The sequence below is a fragment of the Ruegeria sp. CRTD044 genome (genome assembly GCF_059613485.1).
Genome location: NZ_JBXWSP010000019.1, coordinates 155,475 through 177,857, shown reverse-complemented (window position 1 = coordinate 177,857; position 22,383 = coordinate 155,475). Strand labels below are relative to the sequence as shown.

General features: G+C 63.8%; 27 protein-coding genes. 17 read left to right on the top strand and 10 right to left on the bottom strand.

What is annotated here, in order from left to right; all coding sequences use genetic code 11:
* Positions 1–9: 9 nt before the first annotated feature.
* From serB to AC2FNL_RS17120, 4 genes are read left to right on the top strand one after another with little or no spacing between them, the layout of a single operon-like run.
* A complete protein-coding gene (serB, locus tag AC2FNL_RS17135) occupies positions 10–888 on the top strand; it encodes a phosphoserine phosphatase SerB (protein WP_496834449.1) in 879 nt (292 codons plus the stop codon).
* A 50-nt stretch (positions 889–938) separates the two neighbouring features.
* Complete coding sequence (locus AC2FNL_RS17130) at positions 939–1,268, top strand: ArsR/SmtB family transcription factor (protein ID WP_170364192.1); 330 nt, start codon at positions 939–941, stop codon at positions 1,266–1,268.
* Positions 1,256–1,693 carry an SRPBCC family protein gene (locus tag AC2FNL_RS17125; protein ID WP_496834447.1) on the top strand — a complete coding sequence of 146 codons (438 nt, stop codon included), beginning with the start codon at positions 1,256–1,258 and terminating at the stop codon, positions 1,691–1,693. Before AC2FNL_RS17130 ends, AC2FNL_RS17125 begins: the two co-directional genes overlap by 13 nt.
* Positions 1,694–1,712: 19 nt before the next feature.
* On the top strand, positions 1,713–2,033 hold the full coding sequence (locus AC2FNL_RS17120; protein ID WP_496834446.1) for a YciI family protein: 321 nt from the start codon (positions 1,713–1,715) through the stop codon (positions 2,031–2,033).
* Between the two features lie 3 nt (positions 2,034–2,036).
* Here AC2FNL_RS17120 and AC2FNL_RS17115 read toward each other — a convergent pair whose 3' ends face one another.
* Positions 2,037–3,035 (bottom strand): asparaginase, encoded by a 999-nt coding sequence (locus AC2FNL_RS17115; protein WP_496834444.1) that lies wholly within the window; start codon positions 3,033–3,035, stop codon positions 2,037–2,039.
* Positions 3,036–3,214: 179 nt separating this feature from the next.
* Between AC2FNL_RS17115 and AC2FNL_RS17110 the strand changes: the two genes are divergently transcribed.
* From AC2FNL_RS17110 to AC2FNL_RS17090, 5 genes are all read left to right on the top strand, one after another.
* A complete protein-coding gene (locus AC2FNL_RS17110) occupies positions 3,215–3,748 on the top strand; it encodes an invasion associated locus B family protein (RefSeq protein ID WP_170341214.1) in 534 nt (177 codons plus the stop codon).
* Positions 3,749–3,910: 162 nt separating this feature from the next.
* Positions 3,911–4,078, top strand: a complete 168-nt coding sequence (locus AC2FNL_RS17105; protein ID WP_170342136.1) for a hypothetical protein — start codon at positions 3,911–3,913, stop codon at positions 4,076–4,078.
* A gap of 87 nt (positions 4,079–4,165) precedes the next feature.
* On the top strand, positions 4,166–4,543 hold the full coding sequence (locus AC2FNL_RS17100) for a lysozyme inhibitor LprI family protein (protein ID WP_496834442.1): 378 nt from the start codon (positions 4,166–4,168) through the stop codon (positions 4,541–4,543).
* A gap of 89 nt (positions 4,544–4,632) precedes the next feature.
* Positions 4,633–5,820, top strand: coding sequence for a dual-specificity RNA methyltransferase RlmN (gene rlmN / locus AC2FNL_RS17095; protein ID WP_496834441.1), 1,188 nt, complete (start codon positions 4,633–4,635; stop codon positions 5,818–5,820).
* A 216-nt stretch (positions 5,821–6,036) separates the two neighbouring features.
* Positions 6,037–6,657 (top strand): cytochrome P460 family protein, encoded by a 621-nt coding sequence (locus AC2FNL_RS17090; RefSeq protein WP_496834439.1) that lies wholly within the window; start codon positions 6,037–6,039, stop codon positions 6,655–6,657.
* Here the strand turns inward: AC2FNL_RS17090 and AC2FNL_RS17085 are convergent.
* The 3 genes from AC2FNL_RS17085 to AC2FNL_RS17075 form a co-directional block, all read right to left on the bottom strand.
* The gene (locus tag AC2FNL_RS17085; RefSeq protein ID WP_496834438.1) at positions 6,639–8,318 is read right to left on the bottom strand and encodes a U32 family peptidase; all 1,680 of its coding nucleotides are present in this window, start codon (positions 8,316–8,318) and stop codon (positions 6,639–6,641) included. The two genes, AC2FNL_RS17090 and AC2FNL_RS17085, sit on opposite strands and share 19 nt — an antisense overlap.
* 84 nt (positions 8,319–8,402) lie before the next feature.
* A complete protein-coding gene (locus AC2FNL_RS17080) occupies positions 8,403–8,747 on the bottom strand; it encodes a hypothetical protein (protein ID WP_093964205.1) in 345 nt (114 codons plus the stop codon).
* Positions 8,744–9,673, bottom strand: coding sequence for a DnaJ C-terminal domain-containing protein (locus AC2FNL_RS17075; protein WP_496834437.1), 930 nt, complete (start codon positions 9,671–9,673; stop codon positions 8,744–8,746). The genes AC2FNL_RS17080 and AC2FNL_RS17075 overlap by 4 nt, the downstream gene beginning before the upstream one ends.
* A 179-nt stretch (positions 9,674–9,852) precedes the next feature.
* Here AC2FNL_RS17075 and AC2FNL_RS17070 point away from each other — a divergent pair, with 179 nt between their 5' ends.
* Positions 9,853–10,236: a hypothetical protein gene (locus AC2FNL_RS17070; RefSeq protein ID WP_093964407.1), complete on the top strand. Its 384-nt coding sequence runs from the start codon at positions 9,853–9,855 to the stop codon at positions 10,234–10,236.
* Between the two features lie 3 nt (positions 10,237–10,239).
* Here the strand turns inward: AC2FNL_RS17070 and AC2FNL_RS17065 are convergent, their stop codons facing one another.
* Complete coding sequence (locus AC2FNL_RS17065; RefSeq protein ID WP_496834435.1) at positions 10,240–11,346, bottom strand: cystathionine gamma-lyase; 1,107 nt, start codon at positions 11,344–11,346, stop codon at positions 10,240–10,242.
* 3 nt (positions 11,347–11,349) lie between these two features.
* Complete coding sequence (locus AC2FNL_RS17060) at positions 11,350–12,192, bottom strand: LOG family protein (RefSeq protein ID WP_496834433.1); 843 nt, start codon at positions 12,190–12,192, stop codon at positions 11,350–11,352.
* A gap of 79 nt (positions 12,193–12,271) precedes the next feature.
* Between AC2FNL_RS17060 and AC2FNL_RS17055 the strand changes: the two genes are divergently transcribed.
* The 3 genes from AC2FNL_RS17055 (at position 12,272) to dapD (ending at position 14,781) form a co-directional block, all read left to right on the top strand.
* Positions 12,272–13,228 (top strand): threonine/serine dehydratase, encoded by a 957-nt coding sequence (locus AC2FNL_RS17055; protein ID WP_496834432.1) that lies wholly within the window; start codon positions 12,272–12,274, stop codon positions 13,226–13,228.
* 6 nt (positions 13,229–13,234) lie between these two features.
* A complete protein-coding gene (locus tag AC2FNL_RS17050; RefSeq protein ID WP_496834431.1) occupies positions 13,235–13,834 on the top strand; it encodes a GntR family transcriptional regulator in 600 nt (199 codons plus the stop codon).
* 119 nt (positions 13,835–13,953) lie between these two features.
* Positions 13,954–14,781, top strand: coding sequence for a 2,3,4,5-tetrahydropyridine-2,6-dicarboxylate N-succinyltransferase (gene dapD, locus AC2FNL_RS17045; RefSeq protein ID WP_170341233.1), 828 nt, complete (start codon positions 13,954–13,956; stop codon positions 14,779–14,781).
* Positions 14,782–14,854: 73 nt separating this feature from the next.
* On the opposite strand, the gene AC2FNL_RS17040 is transcribed toward dapD, so the two are convergent.
* Positions 14,855–15,424 (bottom strand): GFA family protein, encoded by a 570-nt coding sequence (locus AC2FNL_RS17040; RefSeq protein WP_496834430.1) that lies wholly within the window; start codon positions 15,422–15,424, stop codon positions 14,855–14,857.
* On the opposite strand from AC2FNL_RS17040, the gene AC2FNL_RS17035 reads away from it, so the two are divergent.
* Complete coding sequence (locus AC2FNL_RS17035) at positions 15,423–15,770, top strand: DUF8846 family protein (protein WP_093964213.1); 348 nt, start codon at positions 15,423–15,425, stop codon at positions 15,768–15,770. The two genes, AC2FNL_RS17040 and AC2FNL_RS17035, sit on opposite strands and share 2 nt — an antisense overlap.
* On the opposite strand, the gene AC2FNL_RS17030 is transcribed toward AC2FNL_RS17035, so the two are convergent.
* On the bottom strand, positions 15,767–16,825 hold the full coding sequence (locus tag AC2FNL_RS17030; protein ID WP_170341235.1) for a transporter substrate-binding domain-containing protein: 1,059 nt from the start codon (positions 16,823–16,825) through the stop codon (positions 15,767–15,769). The two genes, AC2FNL_RS17035 and AC2FNL_RS17030, sit on opposite strands and share 4 nt — an antisense overlap.
* Before the next feature lie 200 nt (positions 16,826–17,025).
* Here AC2FNL_RS17030 and dapE point away from each other — a divergent pair, with 200 nt between their 5' ends.
* Complete coding sequence (gene dapE, locus AC2FNL_RS17025) at positions 17,026–18,165, top strand: succinyl-diaminopimelate desuccinylase (RefSeq protein WP_496834429.1); 1,140 nt, start codon at positions 17,026–17,028, stop codon at positions 18,163–18,165.
* 65 nt (positions 18,166–18,230) lie between these two features.
* Positions 18,231–20,495 carry a ribonuclease R gene (rnr, locus tag AC2FNL_RS17020; RefSeq protein WP_496834428.1) on the top strand — a complete coding sequence of 755 codons (2,265 nt, stop codon included), beginning with the start codon at positions 18,231–18,233 and terminating at the stop codon, positions 20,493–20,495.
* Here rnr and AC2FNL_RS17015 read toward each other — a convergent pair.
* Together AC2FNL_RS17015 and AC2FNL_RS17010 are read right to left on the bottom strand one after the other, a co-directional pair.
* Positions 20,486–20,872, bottom strand: coding sequence for a DUF1801 domain-containing protein (locus AC2FNL_RS17015; RefSeq protein WP_170364210.1), 387 nt, complete (start codon positions 20,870–20,872; stop codon positions 20,486–20,488). The two genes, rnr and AC2FNL_RS17015, sit on opposite strands and share 10 nt — an antisense overlap.
* Entirely contained in the window at positions 20,869–21,567 is a 699-nt protein-coding gene (locus tag AC2FNL_RS17010; RefSeq protein WP_496834426.1) for a glutathione S-transferase family protein, read from the bottom strand. Before AC2FNL_RS17010 ends, AC2FNL_RS17015 begins: the two co-directional genes overlap by 4 nt.
* A gap of 83 nt (positions 21,568–21,650) precedes the next feature.
* On the opposite strand from AC2FNL_RS17010, the gene AC2FNL_RS17005 reads away from it, so the two are divergent.
* Positions 21,651–22,364 carry a helix-turn-helix transcriptional regulator gene (locus AC2FNL_RS17005; RefSeq protein WP_093964219.1) on the top strand — a complete coding sequence of 238 codons (714 nt, stop codon included), beginning with the start codon at positions 21,651–21,653 and terminating at the stop codon, positions 22,362–22,364.
* Positions 22,365–22,383 lie beyond the last annotated feature (19 nt).

Here is a 22,383-nt window from a genome sequence, read left to right as displayed (position 1 = left end):
AGGATCAAGATGTACGTTGCCACCCTGTTGACCAACCCCAAGACGCCGTCGCTGGACGGGGCGCTGATCGACTCGTTGCGCAATGCCTGGGGCGGGGGCGACATCCAGTGGCTGAGCCCCGACGAAGCGGCCGAACTTGCCCTGCCGGCGGTTCCGGCCAACCGCTGGGATGTCTGGGCCGACCTGCAGAAACTGGGCGTCGATCTGGTCGTGCAGCCGGCCGAGGGCCGCCGCAAGAAGATGCTGCTGGCCGACATGGACAGCACGATGATCCAGCAGGAATGCATCGACGAACTGGCTGGCGAGGCCGGGGTCGGCGAGCGGGTCAAGGACATCACCGCTCGCGCCATGAACGGCGAGCTGGATTTCGAAGGCGCGTTGACCGAGCGGGTGGGCCTGCTGAAGGGGCTGGACGTATCGGTGATCGACCGGGTGCTGAACCAGCGCATCACCTTGATGCCGGGCGGCCGCGAACTGGTCGCGACGATGCGGGCCAATGGCGGGTATGCCGCGCTGGTCTCGGGCGGGTTCACCGCGTTCACGGCCCGCGTGGCCGAGCTGCTGGGTTTTGACGAGAACCGCGCCAACACGCTGCTGGCGGAGGACGGCAAACTGACCGGTGACGTGCAGCGCCCGATCCTGGGGCGTCAGGCCAAGGTCGAGGCGCTGGAGCAGATCTCGGCTCGGCTGGGCATTTCCGAGGCCGAGGTGATAGCCGTGGGCGACGGTGCGAACGATTTGGGCATGCTGGACCGCGCCGGGACGGGGGTGGCCCTGCACGCCAAACCCTCGGTCGCCGCGCAATGCGACGTGCGCATCAACCATGGCGACCTGACCGCGCTGCTGTATCTGCAGGGATATGCCCGATCGGATTTTGCGCAGGGCTGATCCGACGGTTTCGGGTTTCCATTGTTTAACATTTGTGTTAATCAATGGACATGAACACGCTGCTCGATGCCTTTTCGGCCCTGTCCGACCCGACCCGATTCACGATCGTTGAACAACTGATGGATCAGGGCGAACTGCCCGCAGGCGACCTTGCCCAAGGCAAAGGCATGTCCGGCGCGGCCATTTCCCGGCACCTGAAGGTTTTGCGGCAGGCCGGGCTGGTGAACCAGCGCGTCAACGGCACCCAGCGTATCTATTCGATCCGCCCCGAGGGGCTGCGGGCGATTGCCGAATGGACCATCTCGAAACGCCAGTTCTGGGAGGCCAGTCTGGACCGCCTGGGCGACATTCTGCAGGAGGAAAGCTCATGGCCGACCTGAAGCTGGTGCGCGACTTTCCGGTCAGTGCCGAAACCCTGTTCGCCTGGATCAGCGACGGAACCAGATTGTTGCAGTGGTGGGGCCCCGAAGGGGTCGAGGTGCCGGAACACGATCTGGATTTCTCGCGCCTAGGTCCGTGGTATTCGGTCATGGTCAATGGCGACGGGCAGCGGTTCAAGGTGTCCGGGCATGTGACCCATGTGGACCCGCCGAACTCGGTCGGGTTCACCTGGGGCTGGCATGACGACCAGGACCAGCGCGGCGCCGAGAGCCATGTGACGCTGGCGGTCGAGCCAACCGACACCGGAGCGCGCCTGATCCTCGACCACCGCGATCTGGGCGATGACGACGTCTCGGCCAATCATAAAAGCGGCTGGACTTCGTCGCTGCGCAAGCTGGAAGCACGGCTTGCCAACCCCGTCTGACCAAAAGGGAGACCAGAAAATGCCTCAGTACCTGTTTGTTTATCACGGTGGCACCACGCCGACCGACCCGGCCGAGATCGAAGCCACCATGGCCGCCTGGGGCGCGTGGTTCCAGAACATGGGGCCGGCGCTGGAAATCCCCGGCAACCCGGTGGGCCAGTCCCATACTGTCAGCGCCGATGGCGTGGCCGACAATGGCGGGTCGAACCCGGCCTCAGGCTTTACGGTCGTCAAGGCCGATAGCATCGAAGCCGCCACCGAGATGGCCAAGGGCTGCCCCATGGTGGTCAACGGCTCGGGCTCGGTCGAGGTGGCCGAGATCCACGAGATCGAGATGTGACCCTCAGCCGGGGAAACCCGGCGCGGGGCGGATCACGCCGCATTCCAGCCCGCGGCGGCTGTATTGCGTGGCGTTCATGAATTTGCGCGTGGCCGGGTGATCGGCCTCGAGCACGCCGAGGCTGACGAGAATGGCGGCGATGGCACACTCGCTGGCGCGGGTGGTGCCATCGGTGATTTTCAGCGCCACACCCATCTTCTTTTCCGGGATGATGGCGACAAACACGGCCTCGGCCCCGGTTTTGATCGCGACACGGCCGTTCATCGCGCGCATCAGTTCGGTGCAGGCGCGGGTTTCACCGGCCACCAGTTCGGGGTGGGCGACCATCGCCCGGGTCAATTGCAGGGCCGCGTCGCTGGCCCGGTCCGACCGGTCGCCGGCCGAGGCAAACCACGCCATCGACCGCGCCAGCCCCACCAGCGAAGTGGCGAAATTGGGCGCCGAGCAGCCGTCGATCCCGTAACAGGGGCTGTCCTCGCCCGTGGTCTCTTCGAAGGCCGAAAGGCAGGCCTGCTGCACGGGGTGGTCGATCTCGATATATTCGGGGCCTGCGCCCATGTGCCGGGCCAGGGTCAGGAACCCGCAATGCTTGCCCGAGCAGTTGTTGTGGATCTGGCAGGGGGTGTCGTCGGCCAGGATCAGGCCGTCGCGTGCGGCCATGTCGGCCGGCTCCTGCGGGCCGCAGCGCAGATCGGGCTCGGACAGGCCCAGGTGATCCAGCCAGGCGGTCACGCGCTCGGTATGGATCGCCGCGCCGTTGTGCGAGGCGCAGGCCAGCGCCAGATGCTCGGAGCCCAGCCCGTATTTGGCCGCCGCGCCGGAAGTGATCAGCGGCAGCGCCTGGATCATCTTGGCCGACGACCGTGGATAGATCACCGCGTTCGGATCGCCCCAACTGCGCACGATCTGACCGCTGTCGTCGCAGATCACCGCATGGCCCAGATGAAGGCTCTCCAACAGCGGTCCGCGCCACAGTTCGGTCATCGGTACTGGCTGCGTCATGTCGTCCCTCCGGAATGTGCGCAAAATTCTGCCAATCGCCCTTTCGCCTGTGGCGAAACCTGCGTTAGTGTGTGTATGTCGGCAATCATCCGGATGCGCAACTGCAACAGACGGACCGTCAGGGTTCGCGGCCTTCCGGGATGGAGTTGAGGTGTGGGTCGAGCCAGGAGGCTGAACGAATGAAAACAATGCTCGCCCGCGTATGCGCGGGCCTTTGTGTGGCAGGGATGGCCACCACAGCGATCGCCCAGCAGGCGACCAGTACGAACCGTGTGTCCGCTCAGACTGATTGGAGCGTTTTCGTTGAAGACGATCCGACCGAGTGCTGGAGCGTATCCGCCCCCAAGGAGACCGTGAATACCCGCGGTGGCCGTGTGGTGTCGGTGCGTCGCAGCGACATTCTGCTGTTCGTGTTCTATCGCCCCAACGCCGAGGTCAAAGGTCAGGTGACATTCACCGGAGGTTATCCATTCGCGCCCGGGTCCACGGTGAATCTGGAAATCGACGGATCCGAGTTCGAACTGTTCACCGAGGGCGAGTGGGCGTGGCCCGCCAGCGCTACGGATGATGCCAAGATCGTCACGGCGATGAAGCGCGGGACCGAGGCCGTGCTGACTGCGCGATCCGAACGCGGCACCCAGACCAAGGACACGTTCTCGTTGCTGGGCTTTACCGCAGCCATCGAAGACGCGGAGAAGCGCTGCACCAAGTAACTGCCCAACCAGTCCAGATCTCATGCCCCGCCAAAATGGCGGGGTTTTGCGTTTTTGTGCCGCCCGTTTACGCAACGTCCGCACCAAAACTTGATCCGCATCAAGGCTGACGGACTCGATTTCTGAACCAATCGGTTCAGACAACGAAGAAGGAGTCCAGACATGTCGACCAAACCCCTTATTGCGGTTCTGATTGTTGCAGCGGCAACTCTGAGCGCGTGCGAGAAATCCACCGAAACCTATCCGGTCACGGGCGAGCAATGCGGCCCGAATGATCCGGTCAAGACACTGGATGCCGAGGACTGTTACATTCCGCCAGCCGGGGTGTGATCGCCCGCTGAACCTAAATCGTGCCCAAGCCTGGCCGCTGTGCTAAGCTCTGTCTGAAACCGTGGGTAGACAGGCGAGGAGACGGACATGCGTTGGGTTTGGGTGGCAATTCTTCTTCCGGTATCGGCATTTGCAGACCCTGCGCTGGAATGTGCCGATGCCGGATCTCAGGTCGAGATCGGGACATGCGTCGGTCGGGCCGAAACCAATGTCGAGGCCGCGTTGGTCGCGGCCTTTGGGTTCGCGGTCGATGCGGCGAAGGAACTGGACGAAGTGACGGGTCGGGCTGTCGCCTTGCCGGCGCTTGAGACTTCTCAAGAAGCCTGGAAGACCTACCGCGATGCGCAGTGCGAAGCAGCTGGCGCGTCTTTTGGTGGTGGATCCGGAACTGGCATTGCAATCACCTCGTGCCGAGTCGAGTTGGGGCGGGCCCGTGTCACCGAGCTGTTGCGGTTCCTCGACTGACATTCGGACAGGTTCGCACGAATCCTTTTGATCTTTGGCGGCGTTCCTATATAGAGGCGCATCCCAAGCCAGAACGCCCGAGAACCACAATGTCCGCCAAAGCGCCGATCACCCAGGATGTCATGACCATTCCCCGCAAATTGCCCGAGGGAAAGATCAACCTTGTTGGCCTGACCCGCGACCGGCTGCGCGAGGTTCTGATCGAACATGGGACGCCTGAAAAGCAGGCCAAGATGCGGGTGAACCAGATCTGGCAGTGGATCTATCAATGGGGCGTGCGCGATTTTGCCGAGATGACCAATCTGGCCAAGGCCTATCGCGCGCAGCTGGCCGAGCATTTCGTGATCGAAATCCCCGAGGTGGTGACCCGCCAGGTCTCGGAGGACGGTACCCGCAAGTACCTGGTGCGCATCGCCGGCGGGCACGAGGTCGAGGTCGTCTACATCCCCGAAGAGGATCGCGGCACGCTGTGCATCTCGTCGCAGGTGGGCTGCACGCTGACCTGTTCGTTCTGCCACACCGGAACGCAGAAGCTGGTGCGCAACCTGACCGCGGCCGAGATCATCGGTCAGGTGATGATGGCGCGTGACGATCTGGACGAATGGCCGACCCCGGGCGCGCCAAAGAACGAGACGCGCCTGCTGTCCAACATCGTGCTGATGGGCATGGGCGAGCCGCTCTACAATTTCGAGAACGTCCGCGACGCGATGAAGATCGCGATGGATCCCGAGGGCATTTCCCTGTCGCGCCGGCGGATCACCCTGTCGACCTCGGGCGTGGTACCCGAAATCGCACGCACGGCGGAAGAGATCGGCTGCCTGCTGGCGATCTCGTTCCACGCCACCACGGACGAGGTGCGCGACGTTCTGGTCCCGATCAACAAGCGTTGGAACATCGAGGAACTGCTGCAGGCGCTGGCCAGCTATCCCAACGCGTCGAATTCCGAGCGGATCACCTTTGAATACGTGATGCTGGACGGCGTGAACGACAGCGACGAGGATGCGCATCGCCTGATCGACCACATCAAACGCCACGACATTCCGGCCAAGATCAACCTGATCCCGTTCAACGAATGGCCCGGCGCGCCCTACAAGCGCAGCTCGAACAACCGGATCCGGGCCTTTGCCAACATCATCTATCAGGCCGGGTATGCCTCGCCCATCCGCAAGACGCGGGGCGAGGACATCATGGCCGCCTGCGGCCAGTTGAAATCGGCCACCGAGCGCGCCCGCAAATCGCGCCGCCAGATCGAGGCCGAGGCCGGGCTGAAAGGTTGATCCGATGCCCGCGGGTTCGCGGGCAAATGGTGTGTGATTCTACGGCCGGATTTGGTAGTCTTGAGCCATGAGAGGTGCGCGGTTGCGCGCACGTAAAATCTGCGCACAAGACGGTGAGTTGGACAGTCCGGTTCTGGTGCGTTTCGTCCAGTCCGCTCATATTTGTCGGGGAAATCTGCGGAACTCAGGCAAGCCTTGAACAGGGTGGGCCAATACATGAACGCACTGACGAAACTGTCAACGACCTGCATGACCGCCGCGTTGGTCGCATCGGGCGCAGCTGTTGCATGGGCGCAATCCAACGAGTCCGAGGCGCATCTGGCGATCGAGAACCCGGCAGATCTGAGCAAAGAGGACGCGCGGCAGCACTATCGCGACCTCAAGAAACAGATGGATCGCGGCTATGCCACCGCGCATCTGGATCAACTGATGAACTATCAAAACTGGCCGCTTTTCAACGACGCGCCGTATCTGTCGGCCACGCATGGGCAGCGCTACGTCAACAGCTATGCCAACCGGATGTCCCACAATTACGGCACGTTGAAACCGGGGGAACAACTGCCCGTGGGCTCGGTTCTGGCCAAGGACAGCATGACCGTCACGGATGAGGGCGGGGTGCATCCCGGCGCCCTGTTCGTGATGGAGAAACTGCCCGAAGGCACCAGCCCCGACACCGCCGACTGGCGCTATGTCATGGTGATGCCCGACGGGTCGCTGTTCGGCGACACGATGGGGGATCGCGCGGGGGCGGTTGCCTATTGCCATGTCTGCCACGAAGCGGTGGCCGACCGCGACTATACGTTCTTCGTGCCCGAGGATTACCGCGTCGGCAACTGATCGCGGGCCGCGTCACCGGGCAGTTTCAGGGCGGCGGCCTCGCGCCGGCTGAGCTGTTCACCCTGCTTGCGTTTCGACAGAACCTCGCGCGCCAGGGCGTATTTGTCATCCTGCCAGAAGATCAGACAGCCGTTGCACCCCTTGCCGCAACAGCCCTCGGTGCCCACGCGGTTGGTTTTGAACCGGCGCGCGGTTCCGTCCTGGCCGATCTTCTCTACCAGCTCGTCCCGGCGGCGGGCATAGGCGGCGGGATTGTCGCGTCCCGAGGTTTCCAACCCCTGCACCAGCTTGTCAAAACGGATGCGGCTCCAATGTTCGTCGGTCAGGGCGCGTTCCTTGCGCAGGACCGAATATACCGGGAAACGGGCGCGCAGGTCGTCGGGGTCTTCGTGATCGAACAGGGCAAACGGCAGGCGGATCACGGCTTTCGTGCTGCCATGCACCACGTCCAGCCTGGCGCCGTCACTGGCGCGTTCGAATTCATAGACGCGCAGCAGGACCGTCTCGCGCGAGATTGGCGAGATGAAATCCAGCACGTCGCCGGGTTCAAGCTTGTTCTTCACCTCGACCAGGAACGCATCCTCGGTCACGTCGGTCACCAGCCCGGCATATTCCCATTGGGCGATAGTCGCGGTGTGTTCGTAATCATGCGCGTAATTGGTCAGCCGCCCTTCGTGAAAGGCCAGCGTATAGCCGCGGTTTCCCACGGTCTCCAGCTCTCGCATATAGGGTTTCGGGTCCCAGTTCTCGGGGTCGGCATAATAATCGTCGATGGCCATGCGATAGGCGCGCGCGACGATGGCGGCATAGTATTCCGACTTGCCGCGCCCCTCGACCTTGAGGCTGTCGACACCGATCTTCAAGTATTCGTCCAGCTTGGGCATGATGCACAGATCGCGCGAGTTGAGGATGTACGAGCCGCGATCATCCTCCTCGATCGGCATCAGTTCACCCGGGCGGCAGCCTTCTTCCAGCAGAAATTCGAACAGGTCGGCATTTTCCTCGGTGATCCGCAGTTCCTGATGGGTGCCGTCCTTCAGGCGCAGCTTCAGCGCATAGTTCCAGCGGCAGGAATTGGCGCAGTTGCCCTGGTTGGCGCCGCGTTCCGCCATGAAATTCGACAGCAGGCAGCGGCCCGAATAGGTCATGCACATGGCGCCGTGCACGAAGGCCTCGAGCCGGATGTCGGGGCATTTCTCGCGGATTTCCACCAGTTCGGGGTACGAGACCTCGCGCGCCAGCACCACCAGTTCGGCCCCCTGATCCTGCCAGAACTTCACCGACAGCCACGAACAGATATTGGCCTGGGTCGAGATATGCAGCGGCAGTTCGGGTGCGCGGTCGCGCACGTACTGGAACACGCCGGGGTCCGCGATGATCAACCCGTCGGGCCGCACTTTGCGGACGGTGTCGATGTATTCGTCCAGCTTTGGGATGTCCTTGTTGTGCGAGAACAGGTTCAGCGTCAGATAGGCGCGGCGTCCATGCGCGTGGCAGAACTCGACCCCTTCGATCACCTCATCCAGCGAAAACTCGGACTTGGTGCGCAGGGACATGTCGGGCGTGCCCAGATACACCGCGTCCGCCCCGTACAGGATGGCCAGTTTCAGCTTGCGCAGATTGCCCGCAGGCATCAGCAGTTCCGACTTGGTCCGTGTCATCGCAGCACCCGGTTCCGACTCCATGGCGCTTTCTAAGGCAAAACCACCGACTCCAGAAGGGCTAACCTGCCTTGCACGCAGACCCTAGCTGCGGCGGAACCGCGCTGTTCCGATCCGTTCGACCAGCTGGCTGCGCACCGGGTCGGGTTGGGCGTCGATGGCGCGCAGCACCTCGCGCAGTTCGGCCCGCAGGCCGTGCATCTGGTCGATCAGCGACAGCACCATCGACAGGGCGTCGGGCTCCATCTCGTACTGGTCGTCCAACTCGCAGGCCAGTTGCAGGCGGGCCATGTCGAGCCGCTCATAGACCAGCCCCTGGTCGGACTGGCGCGGGATCACGATCCGGGCGGACAGGAACCGGGACAACCGCTCTGATGTCAGGTTCTGGACGGCTTCGATCAGTTCGGCTTCGGTCAGAGAACGGGTCATGCCGGCATTCCTTTCCGCGGGTCATAGCTGTGCGACTTGCGCCAATTCTGCATGAACTGCTTCAGTTCGTCGTCGATCTTGTCGGGCATCACCACGCTCAGCTCGATCAACTGGTCGCCGCGCTTGTCCGAGCCGCGTTTCCTGACGCCCTTGCCCCGCAGGCGCAGGGTCTTGCCGCTGCTTGTGCCCTCGGGCACGGTCACGTTCACGCGGCCGTCGATCGTGGGCGCGGGAACCTTGCCGCCCAGAACGGCCTCGTCGATGGTGATCGGCAGGGTGATGCGGATGTCGTCGCCCTCGCGCTTGAACACCGGGTGTTCGGCCACGCGGATCGTGACCAGCGCGTCGCCCGGCGGCCCCTCGCCATAGCCCGGCGCACCCTTGCCACGCAGGCGGATGGTCTGGCCGTCGGTGATGCCGGCGGGGATCTTCACCTCGATCCGGTCGCCACTGGGCAGGGTCAGCTTTTGCGTGGCGCCAAAGACCGCGTCCAGGAAACTGATCTGCAGGCTGTAGTTCACGTTGTGACCGGGCGCATGAAACTCGCGCGCACGCCCCCCGCTGAAGCCACCGTTGCCACGGTTGCCGAAGAACTGGGCGAAGATGTCCGACATGTCGTCGTCCTCGACCCCGCCGCCCGCGCGATAGGGGTTGCCCGCGGTTTCGGCATATTCGCGGTAGTATTGCTGCTGCGGGCGCTCCTGGCCCGAGGCGTCGATCTCGCCCCGGTCGAATTTTGCCCGGGTTTCGGGATCCTTCAGCAGGTCATAGGCTGCGGCGGCGGCCTTGAACTTGGCCTCGGCCTTGGCGTCCCCGGGCTTGAGGTCCGGGTGGCAGTCCTTGGCGATGCGCCGGTAGGCTTTCTTGATTTCGGCGGCACTGGCGTCCTTCGAGACGCCCAACACCGAATATGGATTGTCGCTCATATATCTCTCGTTTCTGATGGGTTGCGCCAGTGGATGTTGTTGGCAGTTAACCTTTCAGATTGTGTCGTGTCATGGAATTTCAACAGGACCGAATACCGAGGAGGTTGAATTTTCTCGAAAAATTCCGGCATCCTGATAGTATCCGCATGTTTCGAACTGTTGCGGATGGAGTCAAACGCATGTCACGCAGAATCAAGTCGGCCCTGGCCCTGTTGGCGGGCAATGCCATCGGTCTGTTGCTGGCCAGCCTGTTGCTGACCGGCTTTTCGATCAAGCCGGTGTCCTTCATCGTGGTGGTGATCGTGTTCACCCTGGTTCAGGTCGTGGCCGAGCCATTGATCCTGAAGATCGGGGAAAAGAACGTGCCGGCGCTGAAGGGCGGCATCGCGCTGGTGGTCACCTTCGTGGGCCTGCTGATCACCGATCTGGTCGCCGCAGGGCTGACCGTGGGCGGCATCTCGAACCTGCTGGCGGCGACGCTGCTGGTGTGGCTGGGCGCCCTGATCGCCGGGGTTCTGCTGCCGATCTACGTCTTCACCGAACTGCGCGAGCCCAAGAAATAAGGCTCAGGCCAGCGCATTCAGGCTGTCGTTCAGAGCCTGCCACAGCTCGTCCACCGGTTCGCACCCGACCGACAGGCGCACGAAGCCGGGATCGACCTGATCCCCCCAGCGCGCGCGCCGCTCGGCCGAGCTGTGCACGCCGCCAAAGGACGTGGCCGGGCGCAACAGCGGGCAGCCGTTGATGAACCGTTCGGCCTGGTCTTCCGAGGCCAGCGTGATCGTCAGCAGAAAACCGAACCGCGCAGTCTGTTCGCGGGCCAGCTCGTGCGACGGGTCCGACGGCAGGCCGGGATAGCGGATCTGCGTGACCGCCGGATGATCGGCCAGCCGTTCGGCCAGAACCTGCGCCGAGCTGCACATGCGATCGTACCGAACGTCCAGCGTCTCCAGCCCGCGATGCAGCAACCAGGCTTCATGCGGGCCGGGGATCGCGCCCGAGACGCGGCGCCATTCCTCGACCCGTTCCATGATCTTGGCATCCCGGCTTGCCACATGGCCCATCAGCAGGTCGGAGTGTCCGGCCATCGCCTTGGTGTCCGAGGCGACGACGATGTCGATGCCCAGGTCCAGCGGGCGCTGTCCCAGCGGGGTCAGCGTCGTGTTGTCGGCGATGGTGATGCCACCCGCGGCGCGCACGTCGCGGGCCACCTGCGCCAAGTCGATCATGTCAAGCCCGGGGTTGGACGGGCTTTCGACGAAGACAACATCGAACCCGTCGAATCCGCCCTGCGCAAATGCGGTCGTGGGGCGCTCTTCGACCGACACGCCCAGCGGGGCGAGGAACCGGTCGGCCAGCAGGCGGGTGACATAATACCCATCCGACGGGATCAGGATGCGCGACCCCGCCCGCACGGTGGCGAACAACGCGGCCGAAATCGCGCCCATGCCGGACGGAAAGATCAGGCAGGGTGCGTCTTCGAGATGCGCCAGCACATGCTCGACCTGCGTCCAGGTCGGGTTGTCCACACGGCCATAGGTCGGGTGCCCGTCCGGCGCGCCGGGCAGGTGGAACATGCTGCTTTGGGTCAGCGGCAGCGCCACCGGTTCGCCTTTGCTCAGGGCATTGCCGCGCAGATGCAGCATCTCACCGGTCTTGGGGGTGCGCGCCATCGCTCAGCGCCCCGGAATGTCGTCGCGCGGCGGGGCGGGTTCCCAGCGCTCGATGATGTCGACCGCCTCCTGCGCTGTATCGACAAAGCGGAACAGGTCCAGATCCTCTTCGGAAATGGTCCCGGCATCGGCCAGCGCTTCCCAAATGATCACCCGCTCCCAGAACTCGCGCCCGAACAGCAGGAACGGCACGCGCTCCATCCGGCCGGTCTGGATCAGGGTGAGGGACTCGAACAACTCATCCATCGTGCCGAACCCGCCGGGGAAGATGGTGATCGCACGGGCGCGCATCAGGAAATGCATCTTGCGTATGGCGAAATAGTGGAAATTGAAGCTCAGCTCGGGGGTGACATAGGCATTGGGCGCCTGCTCGTGCGGCAGCACGATGTTCAGCCCGATCGAGCAGCCACCGGCATCCTTGGCGCCGCGATTTCCGGCCTCCATCACGCCGGGGCCACCGCCGGTGACGATGACATTCTCGCGGCACCCGCTTTGCTTGGATTTCTCGGTCATCAGGCGGGCGAATTCGCGCGCCTCGTCATAGTATTGTGACAGACCGGCCAGCGTGGCCGTCCGGGCGCTGTCCTTTTTGGCCGGTTCCGGGATTCGCGCGCCACCGAACATCACGATGGTCGACGTGATCTGGCGTTCGGCCATGATCATTTCGGGCTTCAGCAGTTCCAGTTGCAGACGCACGGGCCGCAGTTCCTCGCGGCACAGGAAATCGTCATCGGCAAAGGCCAGCCGGTACGAGGGCGAGCGTGTCTGCGGCGTGTCGGGGACTTCGCTTGCGGTCGAGCGGTCGGTATGCGCATCGCGGAAAGGGCTGAGGCGGTCTTCTCTCATTGCTGGGGGTTCCCTGCTTGCGTGTTTTTCAAACAGCTATAGGGTTCGCGGGCAGAGTGCCAGTCACGGAAAGACGAGAATGGATTGGAAGACTGAAATTTCGGCCGCAGCCGAACGCATCAATGGCCACGCGCAGGTGACACCGGTCATGACAAGCGACGCGCTGGGACTGGCGCAGCCGGTCGAGATGAAGCTGGAGCATTTCCAGCACACCGGCAGTTTCAAGGCGCGCGGCGCCTTCAATACCCTGCTGAGCACGGATGTGCCCGCGGCCGGAGTGGTGGCGGCGTCGGGCGGGAATCACGGTGCGGCTGCGGCCTATGCCGCGCGGGCGCTGGGCCATCCGGCCAAGATCTTCGTGCCCGAGATGGCCGGTCCGTCCAAAATCGCCCTGATCGAACGGATCGGCGCCGATCTGAGCGTCGTGCCGGGTGAATATGCCAATGCCCTGTCGATGGCGCGTGAACACGAGGCCCGCACGGGCGCGATGCAGATCCATGCCTATGACGCGCCGGCAACGGTGGCCGGGCAGGGCACCTGTTTCGCCGAATGGGACAGCCAGGGCCTGCAGGCCGATACCGTATTGGTGGCGGTGGGCGGCGGTGGGCTGATCGCGGGCGCGCTGGCCTGGTTTCAGGGCGCGCGCAAGGTCGTTGCGGTCGAGCCGGCAACCTCATGTGCCTTGAACGCGGCATTGCAGGCCGGAACGCCCGTGGATGTGTCCGTTTCCGGCATAGCCGCCAACGCGCTGGGTGCGCGGCGGATCGGCGACATCTGCTTTGGGCTGACGCAGGGGATGACGTCGGTGCTGGTCAGCGATGACGCCATCGCCGAAGCGCAGCAGCGCCTGTGGCAGGCGCACCGCATTCTGGTCGAGCCGGCGGGGGCGACGGCCCTGGCGGCTCTGACCTCGGGCGTCTACACGCCGGAACCGGGCGAACGGGTCGCGGTTCTGGTCTGCGGGGGCAATATCGCACCTGACCCTCTGACCGTCTCAATTTGCGCCTTGAGGGCCGGGCCTTGGGATTATAGATAAAATTCCATGACCGCCACGATCGCAGATTCCATCTATGACCGGCTTAGCCAGCGCATCATCACGGGCGAGCTGCCGGCGGGTGAGAAACTGCGGCAGGACCACATCGCGCGGGCGTTCGACACCAGCCATGTCCCAGTGCGCGAGGCGCTGTTGCGGCTCCAGGCGCATGGTCTGGCTCACAGCGAACCACGGCGCGGCATGCGCGTCACCGCGCTGGACCCGGCCGAGGTGCGCGAGGTAATCGAGATGCGCGTGGCCCTGGAATCGCTGGCCCTGCAACATGCGATCCAGAATTTGACACCGGCGGATCTCAAGGCGGCCGACAAGGCCCGCATCGCCTGCGACGAGGCGCAGGACATGCCCACATGGGAAACCCGGAACCGCGCCTTTCATCGGGCGATCCTGACACCCTCCGCGCGGCCGCGCCTGCTGCATACGATCGACGATCTGCACATCGCCAGCGCCCGCCATCTATTCGCCCATTGGCGTCACCGCTGGGTCCAGCGGAAAGACACCGACCACGCCGCCATCGTGCAGGCGATGAAGCGCCGCGATACCGCCACGGCCACAGCGATTCTGGTGCGCCATATCCGCCGCGCCAGCTGAGACCGACGGGTTTTGGCGCCGGGTGGCCGCAAATGGCCCCGCCAACGTCGCATTGCGCATTGGCCCCGGCTTTCATATAGGCAACACCAACCAAACGAGAGTCAGCACGGAGTTACCCCATGTCCAACGCCCAACTGGAAACCGCCATCGAGGCCGCATGGGAGGCCCGCGACACGATCACGCCCGCCACCACCGGCGAACAGCGCGAAGCGATCGAGGACACGCTGAACGCGCTGGACAGCGGCGCTCTGCGAGTCGCGGAGAAGCAGGCCGATGGCAGCTGGCATGTGAACCAGTGGGCCAAGAAGGCGGTCTTGCTGGGCTTTCGCATCAAAGACATGGAAATCCAGTCCGGCGGCCCGCAGGACGGCGGCTGGTGGGACAAGGTCGACAGCAAGTTCGTCGGCTGGGGTGAGAACCAGTGGCGCGCGGCCGGTTTCCGTGCGGTGCCCAACTGCGTGGTGCGCAAGTCGGCCTATATCGCGCCGGGCGTGGTACTGATGCCGTCTTTCGTGAACCTCGGCGCCTATGTGGACGAAGGCACCATGGTCGATACCTGGGCCACCGTCGGGTCCTGCGCGCAGATCGGCAAGAACGTGCACCTGTCGGGCGGCGTCGGCATCGGCGGCGTGCTGGAACCCATGCAGGCCGGTCCGACCATCATCGAAGACAACTGCTTCATCGGTGCCCGCTCCGAGGTGGTCGAGGGCTGCATCATCCGGGAAGGCTCGGTTCTGGGTATGGGCGTCTACATCGGCCAGTCCACCAAGATCGTCGACCGCGAGTCGGGCGAGGTCTTCTATGGCGAGGTGCCGCCTTATTCGGTGGTGGTCTCCGGTTCGATGCCGTCGAAGAACGGGATCAACCTGTACTGCGCGGTGATCGTGAAGCGGGTGGATGAAAAGACCCGCTCGAAGACCGGGATCAACGAGCTGCTGCGCGATTGATCGCAGATATTATTCGACGTCTCAAAGGTCGCGGCTCTGGTCCGCGGCCTTTTTTTGTTTGGCAGGGTCGGACCTATCCCGCCTCGTAGTCGGCGAGATCCTCGGGCGCGTGCAGTAGGGTGCTTTCGTATTTCGGCAAGTCATCGCGCAGATCCAGCCAGGGCAGCTTGCTTTGATAATTGACGTGAAAGGTTGGCGCAAAGTCCGAAGGGTCTTCCAGCGAGGCCGCGTACAGGTGCATCCCGCCCTCATAGTGGTCGGCCTCGAACCCCATGGGAGAGCCACACGTGGCGCAGAAATGCCGCTGGACGCCTTTCGAACTGGCGAAACTACGCGGTGTTGCGGCGGTCCATCGGAAATTGCGCAAGGGTACGCCCAACCACGCGACCACGGGCGCGGCGCAATTGCGGCGGCAATCGTCACAATGGCAATAGCAGCTCCAGGTCTCGGCGCCCTCAAACTCCCAGCGGGTTTCACCGCACAGGCAGCGGCCGCGTTTGGTCATGATGTCCTCCGTCGTTTTTCGGGACCAGTCTGACTGGACGGTGGGCTTGAGCGCGTCAAAAAACGACACGGCATCCGGGAACCGCGTCCAGCTGCCATGCTTGACCATCGACCGCCCCCCGGCTAAGGCCCACGGCATGGAAAAGCAAAAGAAACCCTCGCGCCAGCAGGTCTATACTCTGTTGGTCCAGATTGGCCGCAAGGATGGCGACGGCCTGCCCGAAGGCGCCACCGGCGCGGCGCTGATGTGCTATGCCAGCGGCGTGGACGAGGCCGAGGCCGTGCGCGAAACCGTGGCCATTCTCAAGCAGGCCGATACGGCTCCGCTGGACGTGACCGGCTATGGCACCCTGGCCGAGCGCGAGGCGCAGGGGCACGAGATCGACCCCGACGAACGCGCTCTGATGCAGAGGGCGCTTGAGGAAAATGCGGTTATTGTTGCGCAGATGACGCCCTTCTTCGGCGACAAGCCCGAAGGCGCCTAGCGGCGCGTGCCGAACCACTTGCGATAGATCTGGTCATAGGTGCCATCTTCGCGGAGGCCCAGAAGCGCCTGGTTCACATCCTCGACCAGAGGTGACCCGGTCGGGAAGACCATGCCATAGTTTTCGCGCAGGAAGACGCCGCCGGTCATCGCCGCAATCTTGCGGCCTTCATGTGCAGCGAAATACGACAGGATCGGTGCGTCGAACACGACGGCATCCAGGTCCCCATCCCTGAACGCAGTCAACATGCTATCCAGGTCTTCGTACCCGGTGAATTCGACCTCGCGCCGGTTCAGGAAACTGGCTGCGGTCGAACCCGAGATTGTCCCGACCTGTTTGCCGTACAGATCGTTGACCGAGTTGATGTTGCTGGTGATCGCATCCACCGTCATGACAGAGGTGATCCGCGCGGTGAAAACCGACACGATGAACAGCGAGGATACGACCAAGATCACACCCAGAACTCGCCCGAACGGGGTCCGGGGCATCCGCTCTTCAAATCCGCCATTGACCACCAGATTCAATGCCCACCAGAAGGATGGGAACCAGGCCTCGTTCAGGTCGCGGTCGAAATAGGGTTGGGACCGACGTTCGAATCCCCACATCAGCATTCCGCCACCCAGCAGGATGGCAAAGGCCAGCCCGATGGCGATGAACAGTTCGCGCGACAGCAGTGCCTGCATCAGGGACGGGCTGCGCGCTGCGTCTGATGGTACCATGATCTGAAGACCGGCCTCGAAAATCGGCTGGCTGAAATCCATTCGGGCTTCACGGCCTGCGGTGATCGAAATGTTCGCGATGGCCATGTCGGCTTCGCGGTTTTCGACCGCTGACAGCATGTCCCCGAATGCGTCGACACGAACGACCGTGTATTCCCAGCCCAGTTCTTCAGCCAGCGCGGCCAGCAGGTCCATAGAGAAGCCGGTGTCCTCGCCCTCGTCCACATACGAGAACGGAGGACGCTCCACCGTCGTGACCGTCAGGGTTTCGGCTTGGCTGTGTTGTGCAAAGACCGCGTAGGTCAGGCAGATCAATGCGAAAAGGGCGCGCGTCATGGCTGGTTCACCTGTTTCGCGGCGCTCTAGCGCAATTTGCCATGGTGCGGCAAGGTCGTCGCGAGGTCATCGACCGGGATTTCTTTTTGGCGTTTTTTCAGGCTGGGCGACCGGAAAACCGCCGATCGGGGTTGGCATTGCGGCCAATTCGTTGAATCTGTGCGTGAACCCACATCCTGCCGACCCTGCGAGGCCTCTGAATGACCGACCCCGTAAACCTGACCGCAGACCTGATCCGTTGCCCCTCGGTCACACCCGAGGAGGGCGGGGCGCTGGTTCTGCTGGAAGATATCCTGACGCGGGCCGGTTTCACCTGCACGCGGGTGGACCGCGGCGGCGTCTGCAACCTGTTTGCCCGGTGGGGCGACAAGGGGCATGCGCGCAGCTTCGGGTTCAACGGCCATACCGACGTGGTGCCGGTGGGCGACGAGGCCGCATGGACCCGCCCGCCTTTCGGCGCGGAAATCCATGATGGCATTCTGTACGGCCGGGGCGCGACCGACATGAAATCGGGGGTGGCGGCCTTTGTCGCGGCCGCGGTGGATTTTGTGCGCGACACCCCGCCCGACGGGGCGATCATCCTTACGATCACGGGGGATGAGGAAGGCGATGCGGTGGACGGAACCACCGCGCTGCTGGACTACATGCAGGCGCAGGACGAGCGGATGTCGGTCTGTCTGGTGGGCGAGCCGACCTGCCCCAACGAGATGGGCGAGATGATGAAGATCGGGCGTCGCGGGTCGATGACCGCCTGGTTCGAGGTGACGGGCGTACAGGGCCATTCGGCCTATCCGCATCGCGCCAGGAACCCGCTGCCCGCGCTGGCGCGGCTGATGGATCGGCTGGCCAGTCACGAGCTGGATCGGGGGACGGACCACTTCGACGCCTCGACCCTGGCCGTGGTCACGATGGATACCGGCAACGCGGCCACCAACGTCATTCCCGCCCATTGCCGTGGGGCGGTGAACATCCGGTTCAACGACCTGCATTCGGGCGCCAGCCTCGGCGACTGGCTGACGGCGCAGGCGGCCGACGTGGCGGCCGAGTTTGGCGTGCAGATCGACACGCGGATCAAGGTCTCGGGCGAAAGCTTCTTGACCCCTCCGGGGCCACTGTCGGATCTGGTCGCCCGGGCCGTCGAGGCCGAGACCGGCCGTCGGCCCGAGCTGTCCACCACCGGGGGCACCTCGGACGCGCGGTTCATCAAGGACCACTGCCCCGTGGTCGAGTTTGGCCTGGTCGGACGCACCATGCATCAGGTGGACGAATCCGTCCCGGTCGAGCAGATCCGCCAGCTCAAGGCGATCTATGCCCGGATCCTGGCCGACTATTTCGCCTGAGCGATTGATGCGCCCGGCCACTTTTTGGTCATGACGCGGTCGTATCGGCGTGCTAGGCGGAACTCATGAAACGCATACCGACCAAGCAGGAGATCCTCGACTGGATCTCGGCGAACCCCACGCTCACCTCGAAACGCGACATTGCCAAGGCCTTTGGCATCAAGGGCGCGGACCGGATCGACCTGAAACGGATCCTCAAAGAGCTTGAGGCCGAGGGGCATCTTGAAAAGCGCAAGCGCAGCTATCGCGACCCGGACCGCCTGCCGCCGGTCAGCGTGCTGCAGGTCAAGGCGCCGAATGCCGATGGCGACCTGTTCGCGCGGCCGCTGGAATGGCATGGCGAAGGGGTCGAGCCGATCGTGCTGATCATATCCCGCGCCAGCGACCCGGCGCTGGGTGAGGGTGACCGCATCCTGGCCCGGCTGACCCAGGTGCATGAAGAAGACCACAATTACGAGGCCCGCCTGATCCGCCGCATCGGCGCCAATCCACGCCGGGTCGTGGGGATTTTCCGCAAGGGCGCCGAGGGCGGGCGGATCGTGCCCATCGACAAGGCCGGATCGACCGAATGGCTGGTGGCCGAAGACGCGGCATTGGGCGCCAAGGATGGCGAATTGGTCGAGGCCGAGCAGGCGGGGCCGAAAAATCGTATGGGGCTGCCGCGTGCGCGCATCGTCGAGCGGCTGGGCGATCCGTCCGCGCCCAAGGCGGTGTCGCTGATCGCGATCCACCAGCACGGCATCCCGGATGATTTTCCCGATGACGTGATCGCCGAGGCCGACCGGGCCAAGCCCGTCGGGCTGAAAGGGCGGGAGGATCTGCGGGACATCCCTCTGCTGACCATCGACCCATCGGACGCGCGCGACCATGACGACGCCTGCTATGCCCATGCCGATGACGACCCGAAAAACCCGGGCGGTCATGTGATCTGGGTCGCCATTGCCGATGTGGCCGCCTATGTGCGCCCCGGCAGTGCGCTGGACCGCGAGGCGCGCAAGCGGGGCAATTCAACCTATTTCCCTGACCGCGTGGTGCCGATGCTGCCCGACCGTCTGTCGGGCGATCTGTGTTCGCTGCACGAAGGCGTGCCGCGCGCCTGTATCGCGGTGCGGATGCGGATCGATGCAAACGGCAACAAGATCGACCACCGCTTTGTGCGGGGGCTGATGCGCTCGGCCGCGTCTCTGCATTATGCCGAGGTGCAGGAGGCTATCGACGGCACCCCCAATGACCGGACCGGCCCGCTGCTGGAGAGCGTTCTGAAGCCGCTCTATGCCGCATATGGCGCGCTGAAGACGGCCCGCAACGAACGCCAGCCGCTGGACCTAGACCTGCCTGAACGCAAGATCGTGCTGAACGACAAGGGCGAGGTCGAAAGCGTGGCCTTCCGCGAACGGCTGGATGCGCACCGGCTGATCGAGGAATTCATGATTCTGGCCAACGTGGCCGCGGCCGAGACGCTGATCGCCAAGCGCAGCCCGCTTCTGTTCCGGGTGCACGAGGAACCCGCGCCCGAAAAGCTGGAAAGCCTGCGCGAGACGGCGCAGGCCGCCGGGCTGAATCTGGCCAAGGGGCAGGTGCTGCAGACCCGTCACCTGAACGCGCTGTTGAATGCCGCCGCCGGCACCGAGGATGCCGAGCTGATCAATCTCAGCACCTTGCGGTCGATGGCGCAGGCCTATTACAGCCCCGAAAACTTTGGCCATTTCGGGCTGGCGCTGCGCAACTACGCGCATTTCACCTCGCCCATCCGCCGCTATGCCGACCTGATCGTGCACCGGGCGCTGATCTCGGCCCATGGCTGGGGCAAGGACGGTCTGACCGCCGACGAGATCGAGCGTCTGGAGGAGATTGCCACCCACATCTCGGACACCGAGCGCCGCTCGATGATGGCCGAGCGCGACACGACCGACCGCTATCTGGCGGCCTATCTGAGCGAGCGTGTCGGCAACGAGTTCACCGGCCGCATCAGCGGCATCGCCCGGTTCGGGACCTTTGTCAAACTGGACGAAACCGGGGCCGACGGGCTGGTGCCGGTGCGGTCACTGGGGCGCGAGTTTTTCCACTTCGACGCCGAGGCTGGCACCCTGATGGGAGTCGATACCGGCCTGACCATCGCCATCGGCCAGCGCGTCACCGTGCGCCTGACCGAGGCCACGCCGGTAACTGGCGGGCTGGAGTTGGAGCTGCTGTCGATCGAAGATCAGGCCATGCCGCGCGGCGGCGGTCGTGGCAAGTCGGGTCGTCCGACACGGCGCAAGGCGGTCAGCACCAAGCGCAAGAAGGACAAGATCAAGCGCAAGGTCGAGCGCAAGCGCCGTCAGCGGTGATAGGTCAACGCCCGGGCGATCAGCCATCCATGCCTGACGGGGTCGATCTGTCCGACCTCGTCGAACAGGATGGCGCGATTGCCGTCAATCCTGTCAGCGCCGGGAAAGGCCGAGGTAAACTCACCGATAAGCCGGGTCTGGCAGTGGACAAACAGGGCAAACCGGGCGGACGTGTGCCCGCCCAGCCTGATTGTCGTGCCCTTGGGGCTCAGATAGGCCGGCTGGCCCCATCGCAGAGCCTCGGTCACCGAAACCGCCGGCTGAAGTTCCTGCGCGGTGGCGAGGACCAGATCGCGCAAAACCAGAGCTCCGCGCCTGGTATCCGCGGCGAATGCCTCGTAGGCAGACGCCACGTTGGGGTCATCGAAACTCCTCATGGCAGGGGGATCGCCTGTTCCATCCGGTCAACATAACTGTTCAGCAGCGTATCCTGTTTGATGCGCCGGGTCAGCCGGGTATCGGCCGGAGTGGCCCGCATCGCAGCCAGCATCGGGCCGACGCTGAGGTCGGCCGAAGTGGGGTGATCCCCCAAAAGATAAGGCGCCTGCCACAGATAGGCTGAGATCGCCTCGAGGTCGCGTTCGAACCGTGCCATCCGTTCGGCCTCGGAGAAGCGTCCGATCCCTTGCGACCGAAGGCCTTTCAAGACCGATTTACGGACCGAGTTCGAGATCGGGCGTCGGACGATTCGGGGAATCTCATAGAAGAAGGTGTCGCGCAGAACTGGCCAAACCTCGTCGTTGGCCCAGCGGTCCATGACAATCTGGAAATACAGATGTTCCTCGGCCATGCGGATCAACGCGCGGGACTGGCCCTTTTGCACATCGTTCAGGCCTCGGTCGAATTCGGCGCCCTGCGCTTCCAGCCAGTCGCGAATCTGGTCGCTGTCCGGCACCAGGCGTTCGGGTGTGCGCAAAACCGGCAACTTGCTGTGCGGCATCTGACGCGGATCAACCATGTCCGAGCGGCGCCAGTGCAGCCCGGCCAGCTGCAGCATATAGGCGGTTTTGACGCAAAAGGGGCTGGCGCTGAAAAGTCCGAAGGCGGAAGGGTAGGTAAGAAGGGTCAACATAATTGGGCTCCGAAATTGGGGTGCCGCCGGTCTAACGCGAGCTAATGACAGTTTCTGTCAATAGGTTTAGATTGAATGACATCATGTCCCGAACCGCCCGACTGTTCCAATTGATGCAGGCCTTGCGGTCTGGCCCGTCGCCCAAGACCTCGGCGCAGTTGGCGCAGGATCTGGGGGTTTCGGCCCGCACGGTGCATCGCGACATCGACGCCCTGCGTGGTCTCGGTGCAGTCATTGATGGCGAGGCCGGGTTCGGGTTTACCCTGATCGAAGACGCGACACTGCCGCCGCTGGGATTCACCGATGACGAGTTGGAGGCGCTGGTTCTTGGCCTGCGCGAGGTGCAACTGATCGGAGACCCGGCTCTGTCCGACGCCGCTGGCGCGGCACTACGCAAATTGCAGGGCCGGCTGCCCCACCGCCAATCCCACCGCCTAAGCCACGCAGTCCTGACCGCCACCCGGTTCGACCGTCCCGCCGCACCCAGCATAGAAGTTGCCGACCTGCGGCAGGCGACGTGGGACGAGCGTGTGGTCGAGTTCGACTATACCGACGCGAAAGGTGACGACACGCAGCGCCGCGTGAGCCCACTGAGCATCGTGTACATGGATCATGCCAGCGTGCTTCTCAGTTGGTGCCATCTGAGGCGGGATTTTCGCGTGTTTCGGTTGGACCGGATGCGTTCAATGTCCGTCACCGAGGACAGTTTCCGCCCCAACCGGGTACCTTTACTGCGCGAGGCCCTGGCCAAGATCCGGGCCGAGCGTGAAGCAAAAGATCAAGAGAGCCAGTCTTGAGCGCTTTGTGATTTGCGCA